This window comes from Limosilactobacillus sp. WILCCON 0051 (assembly GCF_039955095.1).
In the GTDB taxonomy this organism is placed as follows: domain Bacteria; phylum Bacillota; class Bacilli; order Lactobacillales; family Lactobacillaceae; genus Limosilactobacillus; species Limosilactobacillus allomucosae.
Genome location: NZ_CP154878.1, coordinates 2,273,347 through 2,288,504 on the forward strand (window position 1 = coordinate 2,273,347; position 15,158 = coordinate 2,288,504).

Sequence of the window (15,158 nt, forward strand, 5' to 3'; positions counted from 1 at the left end):
TGATATTTTGAACAACACGCGCAAACACAGCGCCTTTCTGGTTTTAGGCATTTTCCTGCTGGGCGCCTGCATGCGGACGCCGGTAACCTCGATCCCTTCAATCGTTGGCGAGATTGCTGCCTCATTTCACGTTGCCACTACCAGTCTGGGGATTTTAACTACGATTCCTTTGATCTGTTTTGGCTTGGTCGCGGTCGTGGTACCAATGATCGGGCAAAAGCTTGGCAATGAATTGACGATTGCCATTGCCCTGCTGATCTTATTTGCCGGTTCCTGGCTGCGGGTTCTCAACTATGCTTCATTAATGATCGGTACGCTGCTGGTCGGCATTGGAATCACTTTTTTGAATGTGCTCCTGCCTGCCATCATCACTGAAAACCTGCCTGATAAGATCGGTTCAATGACCAGTCTTTATAATGTTTCATTAGCGCTCTTCTCAGCAATTGGCGCCTATGCCATTACCCCAGTTGCGCAAAGCAGCAGCTGGCAGTTCTCAGTAATGCTTCTCAGTATGCTGGTGCTGGCAACGTTGGTATTATGGCTGCCAAATCTGCGTTTTAACCAGCGTGGAACCAGCGAATCCACCAATACTGGCATCAATATGTGGAAAAATAAGACGGCTTGGCTGATTCTGGTCTACTTTGGTTTGTCATCATTCGTCTTCTATACAACGGTTGCCTGGCTGCCATCAATCGCAATCAGTGCCGGTTTAAGCCACAATCAGTCCAGTCTGATCGCAGGACTGTTCCAGCTGTTCTCCATGCCGGGAGCCTTTTTAGCACCATTATGGGCAACTAAGATGAGCAACCGGACGCCGCTGATTCTTGGTGCCGGTATCTTTACGATTCTGGGCTATCTTGGCTTGATGATGCCATTCCATAACTTTGGCTGGTTTGTCTTTGTCAGCTTGATCTTGGCAATCGGAACCTCGGCAACGTTTGCCCTGATCATGACGCTGTTCAGTTTAAAGACCAAGACTCCGGTTAACACGGGAAAACTGTCCGGCATGGCTCAATCATTAGGCTATCTACTGGCCGCATTTGGTCCAATGCTCGTCGGCAATCTTAAGGCCGCCAGCGGTTCATGGTTTGCCGGTGAGCTGACTACCATGCTGGTTGCCGTTGTCTTCACCATTTTTGGTGTTTTGAGCGAACGCAAGCCTTACGTCGACTAATTACTGATCATCAAAAACGCGCGTGCTTGAAGCAGGCGTGTTTTTTTACTAAAAAAACTGATATGTGCAAGCGATTGCTTTAACGTTAGATCAACGCTAAACGCTAAAATAAAATTTTATTTTCGGCCTATACCATTGTCTGATAAGCGTTTGACAAAACCCCAGAACGCGCTTTTTTTAGGCGTGGTCCATTTGAGAATTCCGCAAAAAGTGGGGACGCTTTCTAGTGCAGTTTTGAACATAAAAGTATATAATTTAAGCGTTAGAGTGATTTTCTGATATTTTCAGAAGGAGTGAACATTTTGGCTAAGGAAAATAAAGCTTTAATTACGCTGTTCGGGGCAGCCGGCGACCTTGCACAACGCAAGCTGTACCCATCATTATTCAACCTTTACAAGAAAGGCTACCTGGCAGAACACTTTGCTCTGCTCGGTACTTCTCGGCGTCCGCTGAGCGATGAGGACTTCCAACAAATGGTTTTGAAGTCCGTCAACGGTATGGAAAACGAAGAAGGTCAAGCTCAGGCATTTGCCAAGCACTTCTTCTTCCAATCCCATGACGTTACCAAGCCTGAACACTACACTGTGCTTAAGCAACGCCTGGAAGAACTGGACAAGCAATTTGGTGCTGAAGGCAATCGCCTGTTCTACATGTCCATGGCTCCTCAATTCTTTGGCACGATTGCCTTGAACTTGAAGAAGCAGGACCTGCTGACCAAGGATGGCTTCAACCGTCTGGTGATCGAAAAGCCATTTGGTCGTGACTACGAATCCGCTAAGAAGCTGAACGACGAACTGTCACAAACGTTCAACGAAAACCAAATCTTCCGGATCGACCACTACCTGGGTAAGGAAATGGTTCAAAACATTCAAGCCCTGCGTTTTGGCAACACGATCATCGAATCTCTGTGGAACAACCGCTACATCGACAACATCCAAGTAACGCTGAGTGAAAAACTGGGTGTTGAAGAACGTGCCGGCTACTACGACCAATCCGGTGCGCTGCGTGACATGCTGCAAAACCACATCATGCAGATCGTTGCTCAACTGGCAATGGAACAACCAGTTGCCTTTACCGACACCGACGTTCGGGTTGAAAAGATCAAAGCACTGCGTTCACTGCGGGTCTACACCCCATCCGAAGCAGCTGCCAACTTTGTTCGTGGCCAATACGGTGCTGGCGATGACACGCACGCCTACCGCAATGAAGACGGCGTTGATCCAAACTCCATTACGGAAACTTTTGTCGCTGCCAAGCTGATGTTTGACAACTATCGCTGGTCTGGCGTGCCATTCTACGTCCGGACTGGTAAGAAGCTGGCTGACAAGTTTACCCGTATCGACGTTGTCTTCAAGAAGCCGCTGATCGACATCTTTGCCAACCCACGGATGAAGAGTGAACAGTCATTGAACTCCAACGTTCTGACGATCTTCGTTGAACCAAACTCCGGCTTCTCACTGCGTCTGAACGCTAAGCGCGCCGGCCAAGGCTTCACGACTGAACCAGTTGACTTGAAGTACCTGCAAAGCGACGAAGCCAAGAACGAATCACCAGAACCATACGAACGTCTCTTCCACGATGCACTGGAAGGCAACCACACCAACTTTGCATCATGGGCTGAAATTGCCTACGCATGGAAGTTTGTTGACGTTATTCGCAAGCTTTGGGACATTGAAGAACCTCAATTCCCTAACTACACGCCTGGTTCAATGGGCCCAGCTGCTTCTGATGAACTGCTGGCTCGCGATGGCCGTCAATGGGTTTACCGTCTGAACCACTAAAATACGGCCAATTTAAAACTATTGCCAATCTGGTAAAATAGCCCCCTCGTTTCAGAATCCTGAAGCGAGGGGGGTTTTAATTTTCTTTAAATTGTCAGCAAAAAAAGTTTCATTTGATTCATTACCGCTCTGGCCAACCAAATTTCTTGGGACGTGCCGATAACGTTGGCAACCAGATTGATCCGCTTGCGAAACGTGCTGACGGCAATCTGATATTTAGGCATTTCACGAAAACCACCGCTCATTAAACAAGAAACGGGAACTGCATCGCCAAAATTCAGTTTTTCAGCATCGATAATGGCAAGATTGGTGTAGGAGATTCCACGGACATGGTAATGATCCTGCACGTCTTGCTGCAGTTTGGCAACCGAAGCGCCATTAGCCAGACTGGTAATCATTGAACGAAACGACTCTAAAAACGCATACTGCTCTTTTTGCTCATTCATTGCCCGATGAACATGCCATGCCGTATCCGCCATTGATTCGCTCAAAGGGGCCTCAATCTGCATGTTGTAGCGCCCGGTCATGTTTTGAATTCGCAGCTGCTTTTGATCGTCTGCTGACAAAAACTTGCGCATATCAGTGGGGCAAGCCAGACTGATCGTTTCGACTCCACAATACTGCTGAACTGCTTTGCCATATGCTGCCATAAACGCATCATTTAAATGAATTCCCAGTCTTCGACATTGATAGTGCAGATGATGCGATTGCCTAAGATCCAGCTCATCATAAATGACCTGATAGTGACGCTGCTGATTTGCGGAATTGCAAAGTCGCGGCAAAGACAGTGGCGTTCGCGGATGGTCGTTATTCAGCTGAGATGGCTTGATCTGCTCTAATAATTTCTTGATGCCATCGATATCCGTATGATTTTGAATCGCTACTGACTGCTCTTTGGTGTAACAGTCTGCCAATAAATACAAGAGTTCTTTGAAACCCGCCCCATCTGTCAAAATGTGACTGCCATAGATTACCAGCTTGTTCTCATCGACTGACCAATAGATCTGCCATTGGGGCTGCGTTTCAAAATCCAGTTCCGCAGCAGCTTGATCATTAATCCTTTTGACATAATGAATCACGCTGTCGGCTGGCTCTGACAATTTTTGAAATTCATTCTTGCTGATGTTATATGTTGCCATCAATTCTGGAACGATTTTGGTTACAGAAACAACAGCCTTTTCCAGTCGCTTGGTATCCAGTGGCTGATTGAATTTGATTTCACAGCGCACGATTGGATATAAAACGTCAAAGCCAACCGTATGCAAAATATTTAAGGGATCTGCCATATTCATCCTCCTAAAAAGCCGCAGCGAAAACTCGCTACGGCTTTATTTTGTCGCTAGTCTAATTCGCTGGTCAGTTCACGTACCAGTGGCTTGCCAGCTACCAGATTCTTAACGTCGGAAACACACTTTTCGCCCATGCCGTGCAGACATTCATAAGTGTAGGCAGAAGTATGCGGCGTGATCAAGAAGTGTTCATCATGCAGGAATGGATGATCGCCAGGAACCGGTTCAACCTCCATCGTATCAGAGGCATAGCCGGCTACCTGACCGCTCTTAACGGCATCCATCATTGCCTTTTCATCGATCAAAGCTCCGCGTGCACAGTTGGTAAAGTAAACGCCCTGCTTCGTCTTCTTAAGGGCTTCTGCATTCAGCATATGGTAATCTTTTTCATCCAGTGAGGCATTCAGTGAGATGTAATCACTGTTGGCCAGCAGTTCATCAAGCGATACCAGCTTAGCCCATGGGTTTTGTTCCCACCAGCCTTCACGAGCCCGTGAATGAGGGTCAGCAATCAAAACCTCCTTGCCACCGCTAATCAAATGGAAGATTTCCGCAACTCGGCTGCCGATGTTGCCACAGCCAATCACCCCATATTGCTTGCCATTAAATTGGTGACCCATAAAGTGCGCCCGATCTTCATAATGACCGGCTGCTTCACGGTTGGCTGCCGCACAGGTCTGCCGCGCAATCGCAAATAAATTAGCAACCGCGTTCTCGGCAACGGCATCCCGTTCAACCAGCGGCGGCACGATGGTTACCTTAACGCCGTGTTCTTTAGCCGCTGCAATGTCGACGCTGTTAAAGCCAATCCCATGCCGTGAGATCAGTTCCAGTCCGGTAATGTTGTCAAAGAATTCCTTAGTAAAGTTTGGCGTCACACTGGCAATGATGATGTTGTATCCTTGCAGTTTTTCAGCCAGTTCCTTGCCAGCAATGTCTGGCGCAAACATGAAGCGATCAACTTGACCAATCTTTTCCAATTCTGCCCAGTGTTCCTTAAAAATCTGACCAAAACTGCTGGAGTTAACGACTGCGATCTTGTATTCTGACATAATTAATGAATCCTTTCTTTAGTTAATCAACGTTTTTACCGTACTTAGCGAGTTTTTCTTCCAAGGTCTGGCGAATAGCACCTTTCCCAGCCAGCATCTCTTTAAAGTCAGCCTCAATCTTGTCACCCAGGCCGACTGCATAGAGATCGTTGCCAAAGATTGCCTGATTGCTCAAAATGCCTTTAATGTTATCGTGAACATTTTGATCTGCACTACCCAGCTTTAGATCAGCAACTTGGCTGTGCAGTGAATCCCAAAGCGGATCAGGACTTGGCGTAAATGGTTCGCCATGATCATCAATGGCCATCAGATAACGCAGCCAGGTAGCAATTACCAGCGGAATAAAGTTCAGCTGACTCGGCTCACGATCTGGATCGTCAAGGTAGTGTTGAATCGTAACCCCATAGCGAATGCCCAGCTTTTGTGACGTATCAGTAGCGATTCGCTGCGGCGTGTCGGGGATGTATGGATTTGGCAGGCGCTTTTGGACCAGTTCATCGATAAACGCCTTTGGATTAATAACCTTTGGATCTCTAACTACCGGCAGGCCTTCAACATAGCCAATCTGTTTGATCAAACTGTTCAAATCAGGGTCCTTGACTTCAGCCGCAATTGAATTAAAGCCCAGCACCGAGCCATAGATTGCCAAAGCGGTATGCAATGGGTTTAAGCAGACCGTTACCTTCATTTCATCAGCCAGATTGACCGTGTCCCGATCCGTCATGATTACACCGGCTGCCTCAAATTCAGGCCGGCCATTCGGGAACTTGTCTTCGACCACCAGATAGTGTGCTTCTTCAGTATTGGCAAAAGCTGCGATGTTGGTATGCTTCTTGGTATGAACGATATCAACGCCCTCAATTCCTAACGCCTTCAAATCTTTTTCAACCGTTTCGGATGGATTAGGCGTGATGCGGTCAATCATCGATAATGGGAAAGAAACCTTGGCATCATCTGAGAGCCAATCGATGAAACCTTGATCGGCAAAGCCATTTTTCAGCCAGCCATTGGCAATCGTTAAAATACTTTCTTTTAGCCGATCGCCGTTTTGCGAGAAGTTATCGGTACTCAGCATGGCAATTGGCTTGGCACCGTTTTGATAACGACTCAGCAGCATGCTGGCAATCATCGACATCGTATTTTCTGGCTTGGCTGGGCCGTTTTCCAGATCACGAGCAACGGCTGGCAGATATTGACCATCAGGCTGTTTGATCACATAGCCTTTTTCGGTAATTGAAAACGAAACGACCTGCAGACTGGCTTTGGTAAAGAGCTGCTTCATTTCATTGAGACCGCTCGGATCCTCAGCTGCCCGTCCTGAAAAGACCGCTTTTGCTACTGAGGCAAACAATTCTAGATCCTTGGTCCCGTCTGCTTTGGTAACTACCCGCAGAATTCGATTGTTGTATGGACGATAGACGCCATTAATCGTGCCATCATCATAAGCATCCGAAACGATAATGCCGGAATCCATTTTGCCCTGGTCAATCAAATGACTGGCAATGGCTGCATGAAAGGCCCGGAACAGATTGCCACCGCCGAAGTGAACCCAGTGCGGATTGGCTAACGTATTTTGAGCGACTTTTTTATCATCGTAGTTTGGCACTTTAATGCCGACTGCAGTAAATTCATCTTTGTTTTTCAAATAATCATCCGTGATATTAACCATTAGGAAAACCTCCAAGCTTTCTTAGCAAGCTGATATATTAGTAATTCCTGAACACGGTTTCATTATAAATGTTCACGTGAACAAGTCAAGATAAAAAATTAGACTATTTGGGCATTGAATCAACCAAATAACATTGCATTAATAGTAGTATTATCGTGAACATTTTTATTTTAAAAATTCGAAACGATCAACTTGCCCGTCCAGCCTGTGCTTAGCAGCCTAGATTCGGATCAAACCAACATTCAGTGACTTGACTAAGATGTGAAACCGTTTTAGAATACTGTCAGTTGTTAAGCTGATATATCACTTCTTAGTGCAGTATGATTCCTGAATTCAAATATTCGCACAAGGAAGCTTGATTAAAAATGAAATACATTATTGGCATTGATATTGGCACGACCAGCACCAAAGCATTGTTATACGACCTGGATGGCAAGATCTACGCTAAAGCCAACAAAGGCTATCGACTGCATCAAGACCAGCCTGATATGGCCGAAGAAAATCCCAATGATATTTTTAATGCTACTCTTTCAGCCATCCAAGAAGTCGTTTCCTGTTCCAACGTTGATGGTCAGCAGGTAATCGCTATTTCCTGGTCAGCCCAGCAGCACAGTTTAATCGCCCTCGATAGTGACTACCATCCGCTCACCAATTCCATCACTTGGGCTGACAACCGCGCCGAAAAATATGTGCGCCGTTATCGTGAAAATGGCATGGGGATGAAGGTTTACCAAAGAACTGGGCTGCCAATTCATCCAATGGGACCTTTCTATAAACTGCTCTGGCTGAAAAATGATCACCCTGAAGTTTTTGAAAAAGCTGCTTTTTGGGTAGGGATCAAAGAGTACGTTATCTGGCGCTATACCAACGTTTTGGCTGAAGAAACGTCCATGGCCGCCGCGACTGGCCTCTTAAACATGCACAGCGTTGACTGGGATCCAGAAATCCTAAAACTTTTAGGCATCAAACGATCACAGCTGCCTGAACTGGTTGAACCTACTCATAGCATAGTTGGTATTCGTTCTGAGTATGCTAAAGTCATCGGCATTTCTGATAATGTTCGAATGGTTATGGGAGCTACTGACGGTGCATTGTCCACGATTGGCGTTGGCGCCTTAGAGACGGGTGTTTTAGCCATCAACATTGGGACTTCGGCAGCCGTCCGCTCATTTGTCGAGCATCCCTTGATTGATCCCAAAGCTCGTCTTTACTGCTACCCGGTTATGCAGGGAAAGTATCTGGTTGGTGGTCCAATCAACAGTGGCGGCATTGTTTTCAACTGGGCTCATGATGCTCTTTTTGGTGCTGAACACGAAACCGCAAAACTGTTGAAACGCGACTCTTACAACGTCTTAACCGAAATTGCGCAAACCGTACCCGCCGGATCAGCCGGATTGTTGTTCCATCCTTATCTAGGCGGCGAGCGTGCTCCTTTGTGGGACGCTAATGCACGCGGCAGCTTTTTTGGACTGAATCGCAATCATACGCGAGCGCACATGATTCGTGCCGTTTTAGAAGGAATCGTCTTTAATCTTTATATGACTACCCTGGCCTTGACCGAGGTTACTGGTGATCCAAAAGCGATTCTGGCTGCGGGCGGTTTCGTTCAATCTTCATTAGGACGGCAGATTATGGCTGACGTCTATGAACATGAGGTAACGATTCCCGATTCTTATGAAAGCGGCTGTCTGGCAGCAATGTACCTAGCCAAGATGAGTTTAGGACTGGAAAGCGATCTGGATGGGATTCATAAGTACATCGGCAAAGAACGTCATTATCAGCCAAATGAAGCTAATTTTGCTGCTTATCGCAAGCTCATTCCAATTTTTATTCGGCTTAGTCGCGAACTTTCAAAAGAGTATGAAAGCATTGCTGATTTTCAGCGTCAGTTCCCTCAGCTTTATGAAAAATAAGTTTCATTAAATAAAAGGCGTTACGCAGATAACTGCGCAACGCCTTTTGATTAGCCTAATTTATTTTTTTCACTGATGAACGGACGATGATTTCTGGATCAATTATTCTTCTAACAGGTTCAACGTCAGCAGGTTTTTCAATCATTTCAAGCAGGCGCTTAATTCCTTTTTGAATCATGGTTTCCGTTGGCTTGCGGACCGTGGTGAGTTCAGGCGTCAAATATTGAGAATAAGGCATGTCGTCAAAACCAATTACCGAGATATCCTCAGGAACTCGGTAGCCAAACTCGCTGCAAGCATTGATAGCCCCAATTGCCATATCATCATTTTCACAGATTACACAGGTCGGTACCTTTCCAGAAGAAAGAATCTGCCGCATCTCGACATTCCCTCCAGCTGGACGGTAGTCGCCACCGTGTTTATAAATCACGGATTCAGAATCAATAGCATGAGTTTCAAGCGCTTCTTTAAAGCCAGCCGTTCGCAATTGGGTTGAGGCAAACTTTTCTACCCCTTCAATCAAGGCAAACTGGCGATGTCCCATTCGAATGGCATACTCAGTCGCTAAACGCAGTCCCAGCTTTTCATCAATGGCAAAGTTGTCGATTTCTGGATTGTCCACAAACCGGTTTAAGACAACCGTGGGGATCTTTTGCTGCCGGGCTCTTTCAATAAACTCATCGTCGGCATCAGACTGACTCATAACCAGAATGCCATCGTAGTTTTGCTTAGAAAGCTTGTCTGCAGCATGTTCTTTTTCAATACTGCCCACTGAAAACGTGTAGCTTGCCGAAAGCAGTTTTTCCATGGTTTCAATTGTTGTTGACAAAAAGCTGGCTGAAGTGCCGCCATTTAAATTCGAGAAAAACACGCCAATATTATAGGAACGATGAGTAACTAAGCGCCGTGCATTAAAATTGGGTACATATCCCGCTTCTTTAGCAATTCGTTCAATCTTGCGCCGCGTTTCTGGCTTAACGGAACTGCTGCCATTTAAGGCCCGCGAAACCGTTGTATGTGATACATTAGCCAGTTTGGCAATCGTCTGAATCGTCACTGCCTCTTTGCTTTTTGAATCTGCCATCTGCCTTATCCTCTTTCACTATTATTACATTCACTATTCTAACATCTATATCCAAAATCTGAACCAATCCTGCCTAAAACAAGAAAAAACCTCCCACAGTGCGAGAGGTTTTGGTTAGAGGATAAGAGAAGTCGTATCTGTCAAGGTGGTTAGGGATTAGTCAAAGAACCCAAAGTAATTCTTGGCATTGTTAAATGAAATATCTTCAACGATCTTGCCTAATTTGTCCAGATCATCTGGAACTCGGCCTTGTTCAACCAGCTTGCCATAGAAGTTGCACAGTACGCGCCGGAAATATTCATGACGCGGGTAGGAAAGGAAGCTGCGCGAATCAGTCAGCATCCCGACAAAGTGTGGCAACAGGCTTTGTTGAGCAAAGATCCGTAATTGACGATCCATGCCTTCTGCCGTGTCGTTGAACCACCAGCCGGCACCCAGCTGCAGCCGTTCAACGCCGCCATCGCCTTGGAAGCATCCCATCAGCGTTGCCAGTTGCATCCAGTCGTTATCATTCAATGAGTAGAAGATCGTCTTTGGTACATCATTGCTGTCTTGAGCCTTACTGTAAAGCTTGGCGATGTTGGCAACGATATCAGGCTGCGTGCCGACCGCATCATAGCCGGTATCAGGACCGAGCTGTTTAAACATTGGGTGGTTCAGATCACGAATTGAGTTAATGTGGAACTGCATCGTCCAGTTAAATTCAGTATTCAGATGCATCAAGGCTTCCAAAAGCATTGTCAGATACTGGTCAATTTCAGACTGCGTCAAAGGCTCATTGCTGATCCCCTTAGCCACGATTGCATCCAGTTCAGCTGGCGTTGCTTCTTTAAAGTGATAAGTCAACAGTGAGTGATCAGACAGGCGGCCGCCCATGGAGCTGAAGAATTCAAAGCGTTGCCGCATTGCCTTGATAATGTCATTGAAGCTATGAATCTCAACGCCTGCTGCCGTGCCCAACTCTTTCAGGTAGGCGCCAAATCCATCACGATCAATTTGAATCAGCTTATCAGGACGCATGGCTGGCAAAGTCTTAAAGCCATTTGCCGCTTCGTCTTCTTTCAACAGTTTGTGGTACTTCAAATCAGAGGCTGGATCATCAGTGGTGCAGACTGCCTTGACATTCATGTTCTTGATCAGATTGCGCGGCTTAAAGTCATCCGTCTGCAGCAATGCATTGGCCTTTTCCCAGATCTTAGGCGCGTTTTCCAGCGTCAGTTCATCATCAATATGGAAGAAACGCTTCAATTCAAGGTGCGTCCATTCATACAGCGGATTGCCGTAAGCATTCTGAATTGCTTTGGTCCATTCCAGGAACTTTTGGTATTCATCGCCATCCCCGGTAATGTACTTTTCATCAGTGCCGTTAGCCCGCATCAAGCGCCACTTGTAATGATCGCCATAGTGGTCTTCATTGATCCAGATCCGGGTCAGATTAGGATAGTTTTTGTTTTCATAAATTTCAACCGGATTAAGGTGACAGTGATAGTCAATAATCGGCATTTTAGCCGCATGTTCATGAAACAGTTTCTTAGCCGTTTCATTGCTCAGCAAAAAATCATCATTTAAAAGCGTCATCGTACGTCTGCTCCTTTGAGGGTGTCAAAACGTTATTAGTATTCTTTTGAAATGTCAGTCTTTGGTTCCAAGGCATCCAAGGCTTCTTCCTTGCTCTTGTACTTGCCTTGCAGCAGGTCAATGTGTTCAGCGATATGAATGTTCAGGAAACGGTCATACAGATCTTGGTTCTTCTTCAAAACATCCCAGAACTTGTCACGGAAGACATAGTGATAGTTATGCTTCAGGTTCATCAATGATCCGTACATCGTGTGCATTACTTGACGACCATCATCATCGCTGAGTACGCTCAAAACGTTTTCTTCATTAATAGTTTCTGGCTTAGGTGCCTTGCCATCAGTTTGCGCATTAAAGACGTAGAAGTTCTTAACGTCATCCAGGTGTTCATAGGCGTAGGTGTACATTTCAACCATCAGCTTAGGATCCTTGTGAGCAATCACGCGGCATGCTTCCAGCCAGTTGGTACCTGCTGTCTTTACGTGCCAGCCATTCTTGGCAACCCGACCGATAATTTCATAAACCGAAAGCTTGTCGGAACCAGAGTGAATGCTCAAACGGTAGCCAAAGTGTTCCGCAATGGCTTCATGAACGACCAATTCACGTTCAAAGCGGTCCTTGTCGCCAATGTAGTCAATGGCCTTTTGGAATTCACCATAGAAACGTGGTGCCATCGTAACTGGCGTAATGCCGCGACGATGCAGTTCGTTGGCAAAGAAGTAGTGGTTTGGATTCGTCGTTTGATATGGCGTTTCATCCATCGAGATTTCAAAGTCCAGGTTGTATGGTACGACATAGTCACGATAGATCTGAGCTGCAAAGAGAATTGCATCGTAGAACGTCAAAACGGATTCTTCCAGATCGTGCTTGGTAAAGTGTACCTCAGAGTCGCCAACCTTAAACGTCTTGTTCAGATAAGTGTCGTTAAAGTACTTCTTTTGATCCTCATCCAATTCGTTGAAACGTTGGTCAAGTTCTTCATCGCTCAGGTTTACGGCTTCATTATTGATAACTTCCGTGCAGTCCAAAGTAATCATTGAGCAGCCAACCTTAACGGCGTAGTCAACTTCATATTCCGTCTTAACGTGGTCACCATCTGCACCCCAGCCATAGTCAAAGCCTTCTTCAAATACGGCCCAGGAAGCAGACAGGAACACATCCGTATTCGTCCGGTGCATCAGCATCAGTTCCCGAATCGACTGTTGCGCCAAAACTGGCAGAATGCCACGGTTCTTAAACAAGCGCAGGTGAGCATTGGAAGCATTGCCAAGCCGGTCGCCAAGGCCAAAACTGTACTTGTAGTTGCGCCGCGAAACTGGCCGAATCCAAGCAAAGCGTTTAGCCAAAGCGACATTGTTCTTTTCGTTCAGGTCACCGACCAAAAGCGTTGAATCAACGTCTTCCATTGATTCACGCGCTTCAAAATCGCCTGCCGTCAGCCGATTTTCATAAACGACCAGGCTCTTTTCAACATAGCCTTTTTCATTCTTATGGTGAAGAATGAAGTAAACGTTGCGCCGATCAACTTGAATTGATGGTGCATAGATTTCTTGATTGCTTAAGCTGTCAAAGCCTTTTCCAGCATCAACATCAGCTAAGATTTCATGAACATCTGATAAAAGTGACTTTAAATCCATTTTTAAATCCTCCAATGCCTGCAACATTTAATATTTTTTTCCTATCATCAAAAACGACTATTTTTCACCAATCTTGCCATGTTCCCAACGGCCATGATCCAAATCATCAGCAATCTTTGCGAAGCGACGATCATCAAGCTTGTACAAGAAGCCAATGATAATGGCAGCCATAATCAGGCAAATCCCTGGATACAATGTCATGGCAGCCTTAATACCCCGCAAGGCTCCTGGCGTCTGCTTAGCATTGGCAACATAGCCAGTCAGCGCCAAGACACCGGCACTAACCAAGGCAGCCAGTGACTGTGCAATCTTGCGCGAGAAGTTGAAGGCCGCGTAGGTAATAGCTTCTTTCCGAATACCTGAGTGCCATTCCCCGTAGTCGATCGCGTTGGAAACCATTGCCCAGGTAATCCCGTTTGGAATCGCCAAAGCCGTGTAGCCAATCGTAACCAAAGCAATAAACGTTACCACGTTATCGGGAATGAAGAAGTTCAACAGATTGGCAACCGCACCGATCACAAAGCTCCACATCGCCGTCTTCTTTTGACCAAAGCGCCGCGTCAGCGTAGGAATCATGAAGACCCCAACGATTGAACAGCCCATCATGATGGCGTTGATGATTGGCTGCAGACCAATATTGCCAAGATTGTATTCAGCGTAGAAGACCATCATCTGGTTGTTGGTATTCATTGCCGAAATCGTAAACAGCGTCATCAGAATCAAAGCACCTAAAGGCCCATTATGGAAAATAACTCGAATATAGTCCTTAAAACCTTCCTTTTCATGAACCTGACGATCAACATGTACATTTTCTTTAGTCCCCAAGAAGCAGACTAAGAACATGCAGACCCCGATTACCGCAAAGATTACCGAAGCCCAGAAGTAGCCCAAGCGCTGATCCTTGCCACCAATCATGACCGTCAGCGGAATGAAGGCCACCCCAGCAATAAACTGAGCACCGACTGAACCAACCTGACGACATGTCGCCATAAAACTGCGGTCTTGCGGATTTCTTGACATCACCGAAGCCAGCGATCCATATGGGTCATTGGTAAATGAATAAACCAAACCCCAGATCATGTAGGCAGCATAGGCATAAATGATCTTTTGGGTCATCGATAGTCCATCCGGCATCGTAAACGTAATCACCGTCATAATGCCTAAAATAATGGCAGAAATCATCATTACCGGCCGGAATTTACCTTGTTTGCCGATATGTTTGCGATTATCAATTACTGAACCAGCAATCGGGTCCATGAATGCATCAAAAATCTTGGTAAATGCAAAGATCCCAGCCACAACTCCAGAACCAATGCCAACACCGTCAATCCAAAATTTAGTTAGATACGACTGGCCTAAGTCAAACATGAACCCATTCCCAAAGTCCCCAAAACCATAGGCAATCTGCTGACGTTTAGGGATTCGTTTGGTAGAGTCATTCAGCTTCACGTCATCTTGAGTGTCAGTGCGTGACGCTTGGCCTGGCCCACTTGCTTTAACATTTGTACTATCCATTTCATGCCTCCGTTTTTACTGCACCCCCCGCCTTTATGTTCACGTGAACATAAAGGCGGTAAAAAATAGAGTTTTCATTGGATCTTGGAATTCCACAATTGCTAGCTATCCTTGAAAACGCTTTTATCATATTGCATTTTAGTAAAGTTGTAAAGCGCTTTTTTGTTATTTTTATGTTTGCTGATTATTGAAAAATTGCACCAGCCCTTATCACCACTGTCTTCATACGGCTTTATGTTAACGTGAAAAAAATATTTTAAACTGCTAATTATATCGAGTTGAATCGATTAAATCTTTTCCTTACATATTTCTTAAAACTTAGCTGATTCAGACTAATATCATGGTCGATAAAATTAATCCGCTTACACCTAAATAAAGGGTTTTCACATACTTGTATTTCGATTAATGCCCACTATAATAGTAATTGTAAGTAAGAGAAAAAATAAATTTCACAAGAGGATTGATTGAA

Annotated in this window: 10 protein-coding genes; 3 read left to right on the forward strand and 7 right to left on the reverse strand. The window is 45.6% G+C overall.

Translation table 11 applies throughout. The annotated features are described in order from the left end of the window. The first annotated feature begins 7 nt into the window (after positions 1 to 7). Both ABC765_RS10650 and zwf read left to right on the forward strand, forming a co-directional pair. Positions 8 to 1,174, forward strand: a complete 1,167-nt coding sequence (locus ABC765_RS10650) for an MFS transporter (protein ID WP_347980415.1) — start codon at positions 8 to 10, stop codon at positions 1,172 to 1,174. 302 nt (positions 1,175 to 1,476) lie between these two features. Then, on the forward strand, positions 1,477 to 2,955 hold the full coding sequence (gene zwf / locus ABC765_RS10655) for a glucose-6-phosphate dehydrogenase (RefSeq protein ID WP_347953905.1): 1,479 nt from the start codon (positions 1,477 to 1,479) through the stop codon (positions 2,953 to 2,955). A gap of 86 nt (positions 2,956 to 3,041) precedes the next feature. Here the strand turns inward: zwf and ABC765_RS10660 are convergent, their stop codons facing one another. The 3 genes from ABC765_RS10660 to ABC765_RS10670 are packed head-to-tail and all read right to left on the reverse strand — an operon-like array spanning position 3,042 to position 6,965. Continuing rightward, entirely contained in the window at positions 3,042 to 4,241 is a 1,200-nt protein-coding gene (locus ABC765_RS10660; protein ID WP_347980416.1) for a hypothetical protein, read from the reverse strand. Between the two features lie 53 nt (positions 4,242 to 4,294). Continuing rightward, the gene (locus ABC765_RS10665; RefSeq protein WP_347980417.1) at positions 4,295 to 5,296 is read right to left on the reverse strand and encodes a D-isomer specific 2-hydroxyacid dehydrogenase family protein; all 1,002 of its coding nucleotides are present in this window, start codon (positions 5,294 to 5,296) and stop codon (positions 4,295 to 4,297) included. A gap of 22 nt (positions 5,297 to 5,318) precedes the next feature. After that, on the reverse strand, positions 5,319 to 6,965 hold the full coding sequence (locus ABC765_RS10670; protein ID WP_347980418.1) for a mannitol dehydrogenase family protein: 1,647 nt from the start codon (positions 6,963 to 6,965) through the stop codon (positions 5,319 to 5,321). A 365-nt stretch (positions 6,966 to 7,330) separates the two neighbouring features. Between ABC765_RS10670 and ABC765_RS10675 the strand changes: the two genes are divergently transcribed. Continuing rightward, positions 7,331 to 8,878 (forward strand): gluconokinase, encoded by a 1,548-nt coding sequence (locus ABC765_RS10675; protein ID WP_347980419.1) that lies wholly within the window; start codon positions 7,331 to 7,333, stop codon positions 8,876 to 8,878. Between the two features lie 55 nt (positions 8,879 to 8,933). Here ABC765_RS10675 and ABC765_RS10680 read toward each other — a convergent pair whose 3' ends face one another. The 4 genes from ABC765_RS10680 to ABC765_RS10695 all read right to left on the reverse strand — a co-directional run bounded on the left by ABC765_RS10680 (position 8,934) and on the right by ABC765_RS10695 (position 14,689). Continuing rightward, a complete protein-coding gene (locus ABC765_RS10680) occupies positions 8,934 to 9,962 on the reverse strand; it encodes a LacI family DNA-binding transcriptional regulator (RefSeq protein ID WP_347964135.1) in 1,029 nt (342 codons plus the stop codon). Between the two features lie 156 nt (positions 9,963 to 10,118). Then, positions 10,119 to 11,540, reverse strand: coding sequence for a glucuronate isomerase (gene uxaC, locus ABC765_RS10685; RefSeq protein WP_347953911.1), 1,422 nt, complete (start codon positions 11,538 to 11,540; stop codon positions 10,119 to 10,121). A gap of 35 nt (positions 11,541 to 11,575) precedes the next feature. Continuing rightward, positions 11,576 to 13,174, reverse strand: coding sequence for a tagaturonate epimerase family protein (locus tag ABC765_RS10690; protein ID WP_347953912.1), 1,599 nt, complete (start codon positions 13,172 to 13,174; stop codon positions 11,576 to 11,578). A 57-nt stretch (positions 13,175 to 13,231) separates the two neighbouring features. After that, positions 13,232 to 14,689, reverse strand: a complete 1,458-nt coding sequence (locus tag ABC765_RS10695) for a glycoside-pentoside-hexuronide (GPH):cation symporter (RefSeq protein WP_347953913.1) — start codon at positions 14,687 to 14,689, stop codon at positions 13,232 to 13,234. Positions 14,690 to 15,158 lie beyond the last annotated feature (469 nt).

Coding starts and splice junctions, on each gene's coding strand:
- ABC765_RS10695 (WP_347953913.1), bottom strand. CDS start 14,689: ATGGATAGTACAAATGTTAAAGCAAGTGGGCCAGGCCAAGCGTCACGC.
- ABC765_RS10660 (WP_347980416.1), bottom strand. CDS start 4,241: ATGGCAGATCCCTTAAATATTTTGCATACGGTTGGCTTTGACGTTTTA.
- ABC765_RS10670 (WP_347980418.1), bottom strand. CDS start 6,965: ATGGTTAATATCACGGATGATTATTTGAAAAACAAAGATGAATTTACT.
- ABC765_RS10665 (WP_347980417.1), bottom strand. CDS start 5,296: ATGTCAGAATACAAGATCGCAGTCGTTAACTCCAGCAGTTTTGGTCAG.
- uxaC (WP_347953911.1), bottom strand. CDS start 11,540: ATGACGCTTTTAAATGATGATTTTTTGCTGAGCAATGAAACGGCTAAG.
- ABC765_RS10690 (WP_347953912.1), bottom strand. CDS start 13,174: ATGGATTTAAAGTCACTTTTATCAGATGTTCATGAAATCTTAGCTGAT.
- ABC765_RS10680 (WP_347964135.1), bottom strand. CDS start 9,962: ATGGCAGATTCAAAAAGCAAAGAGGCAGTGACGATTCAGACGATTGCC.
- ABC765_RS10675 (WP_347980419.1), top strand. CDS start 7,331: ATGAAATACATTATTGGCATTGATATTGGCACGACCAGCACCAAAGCA.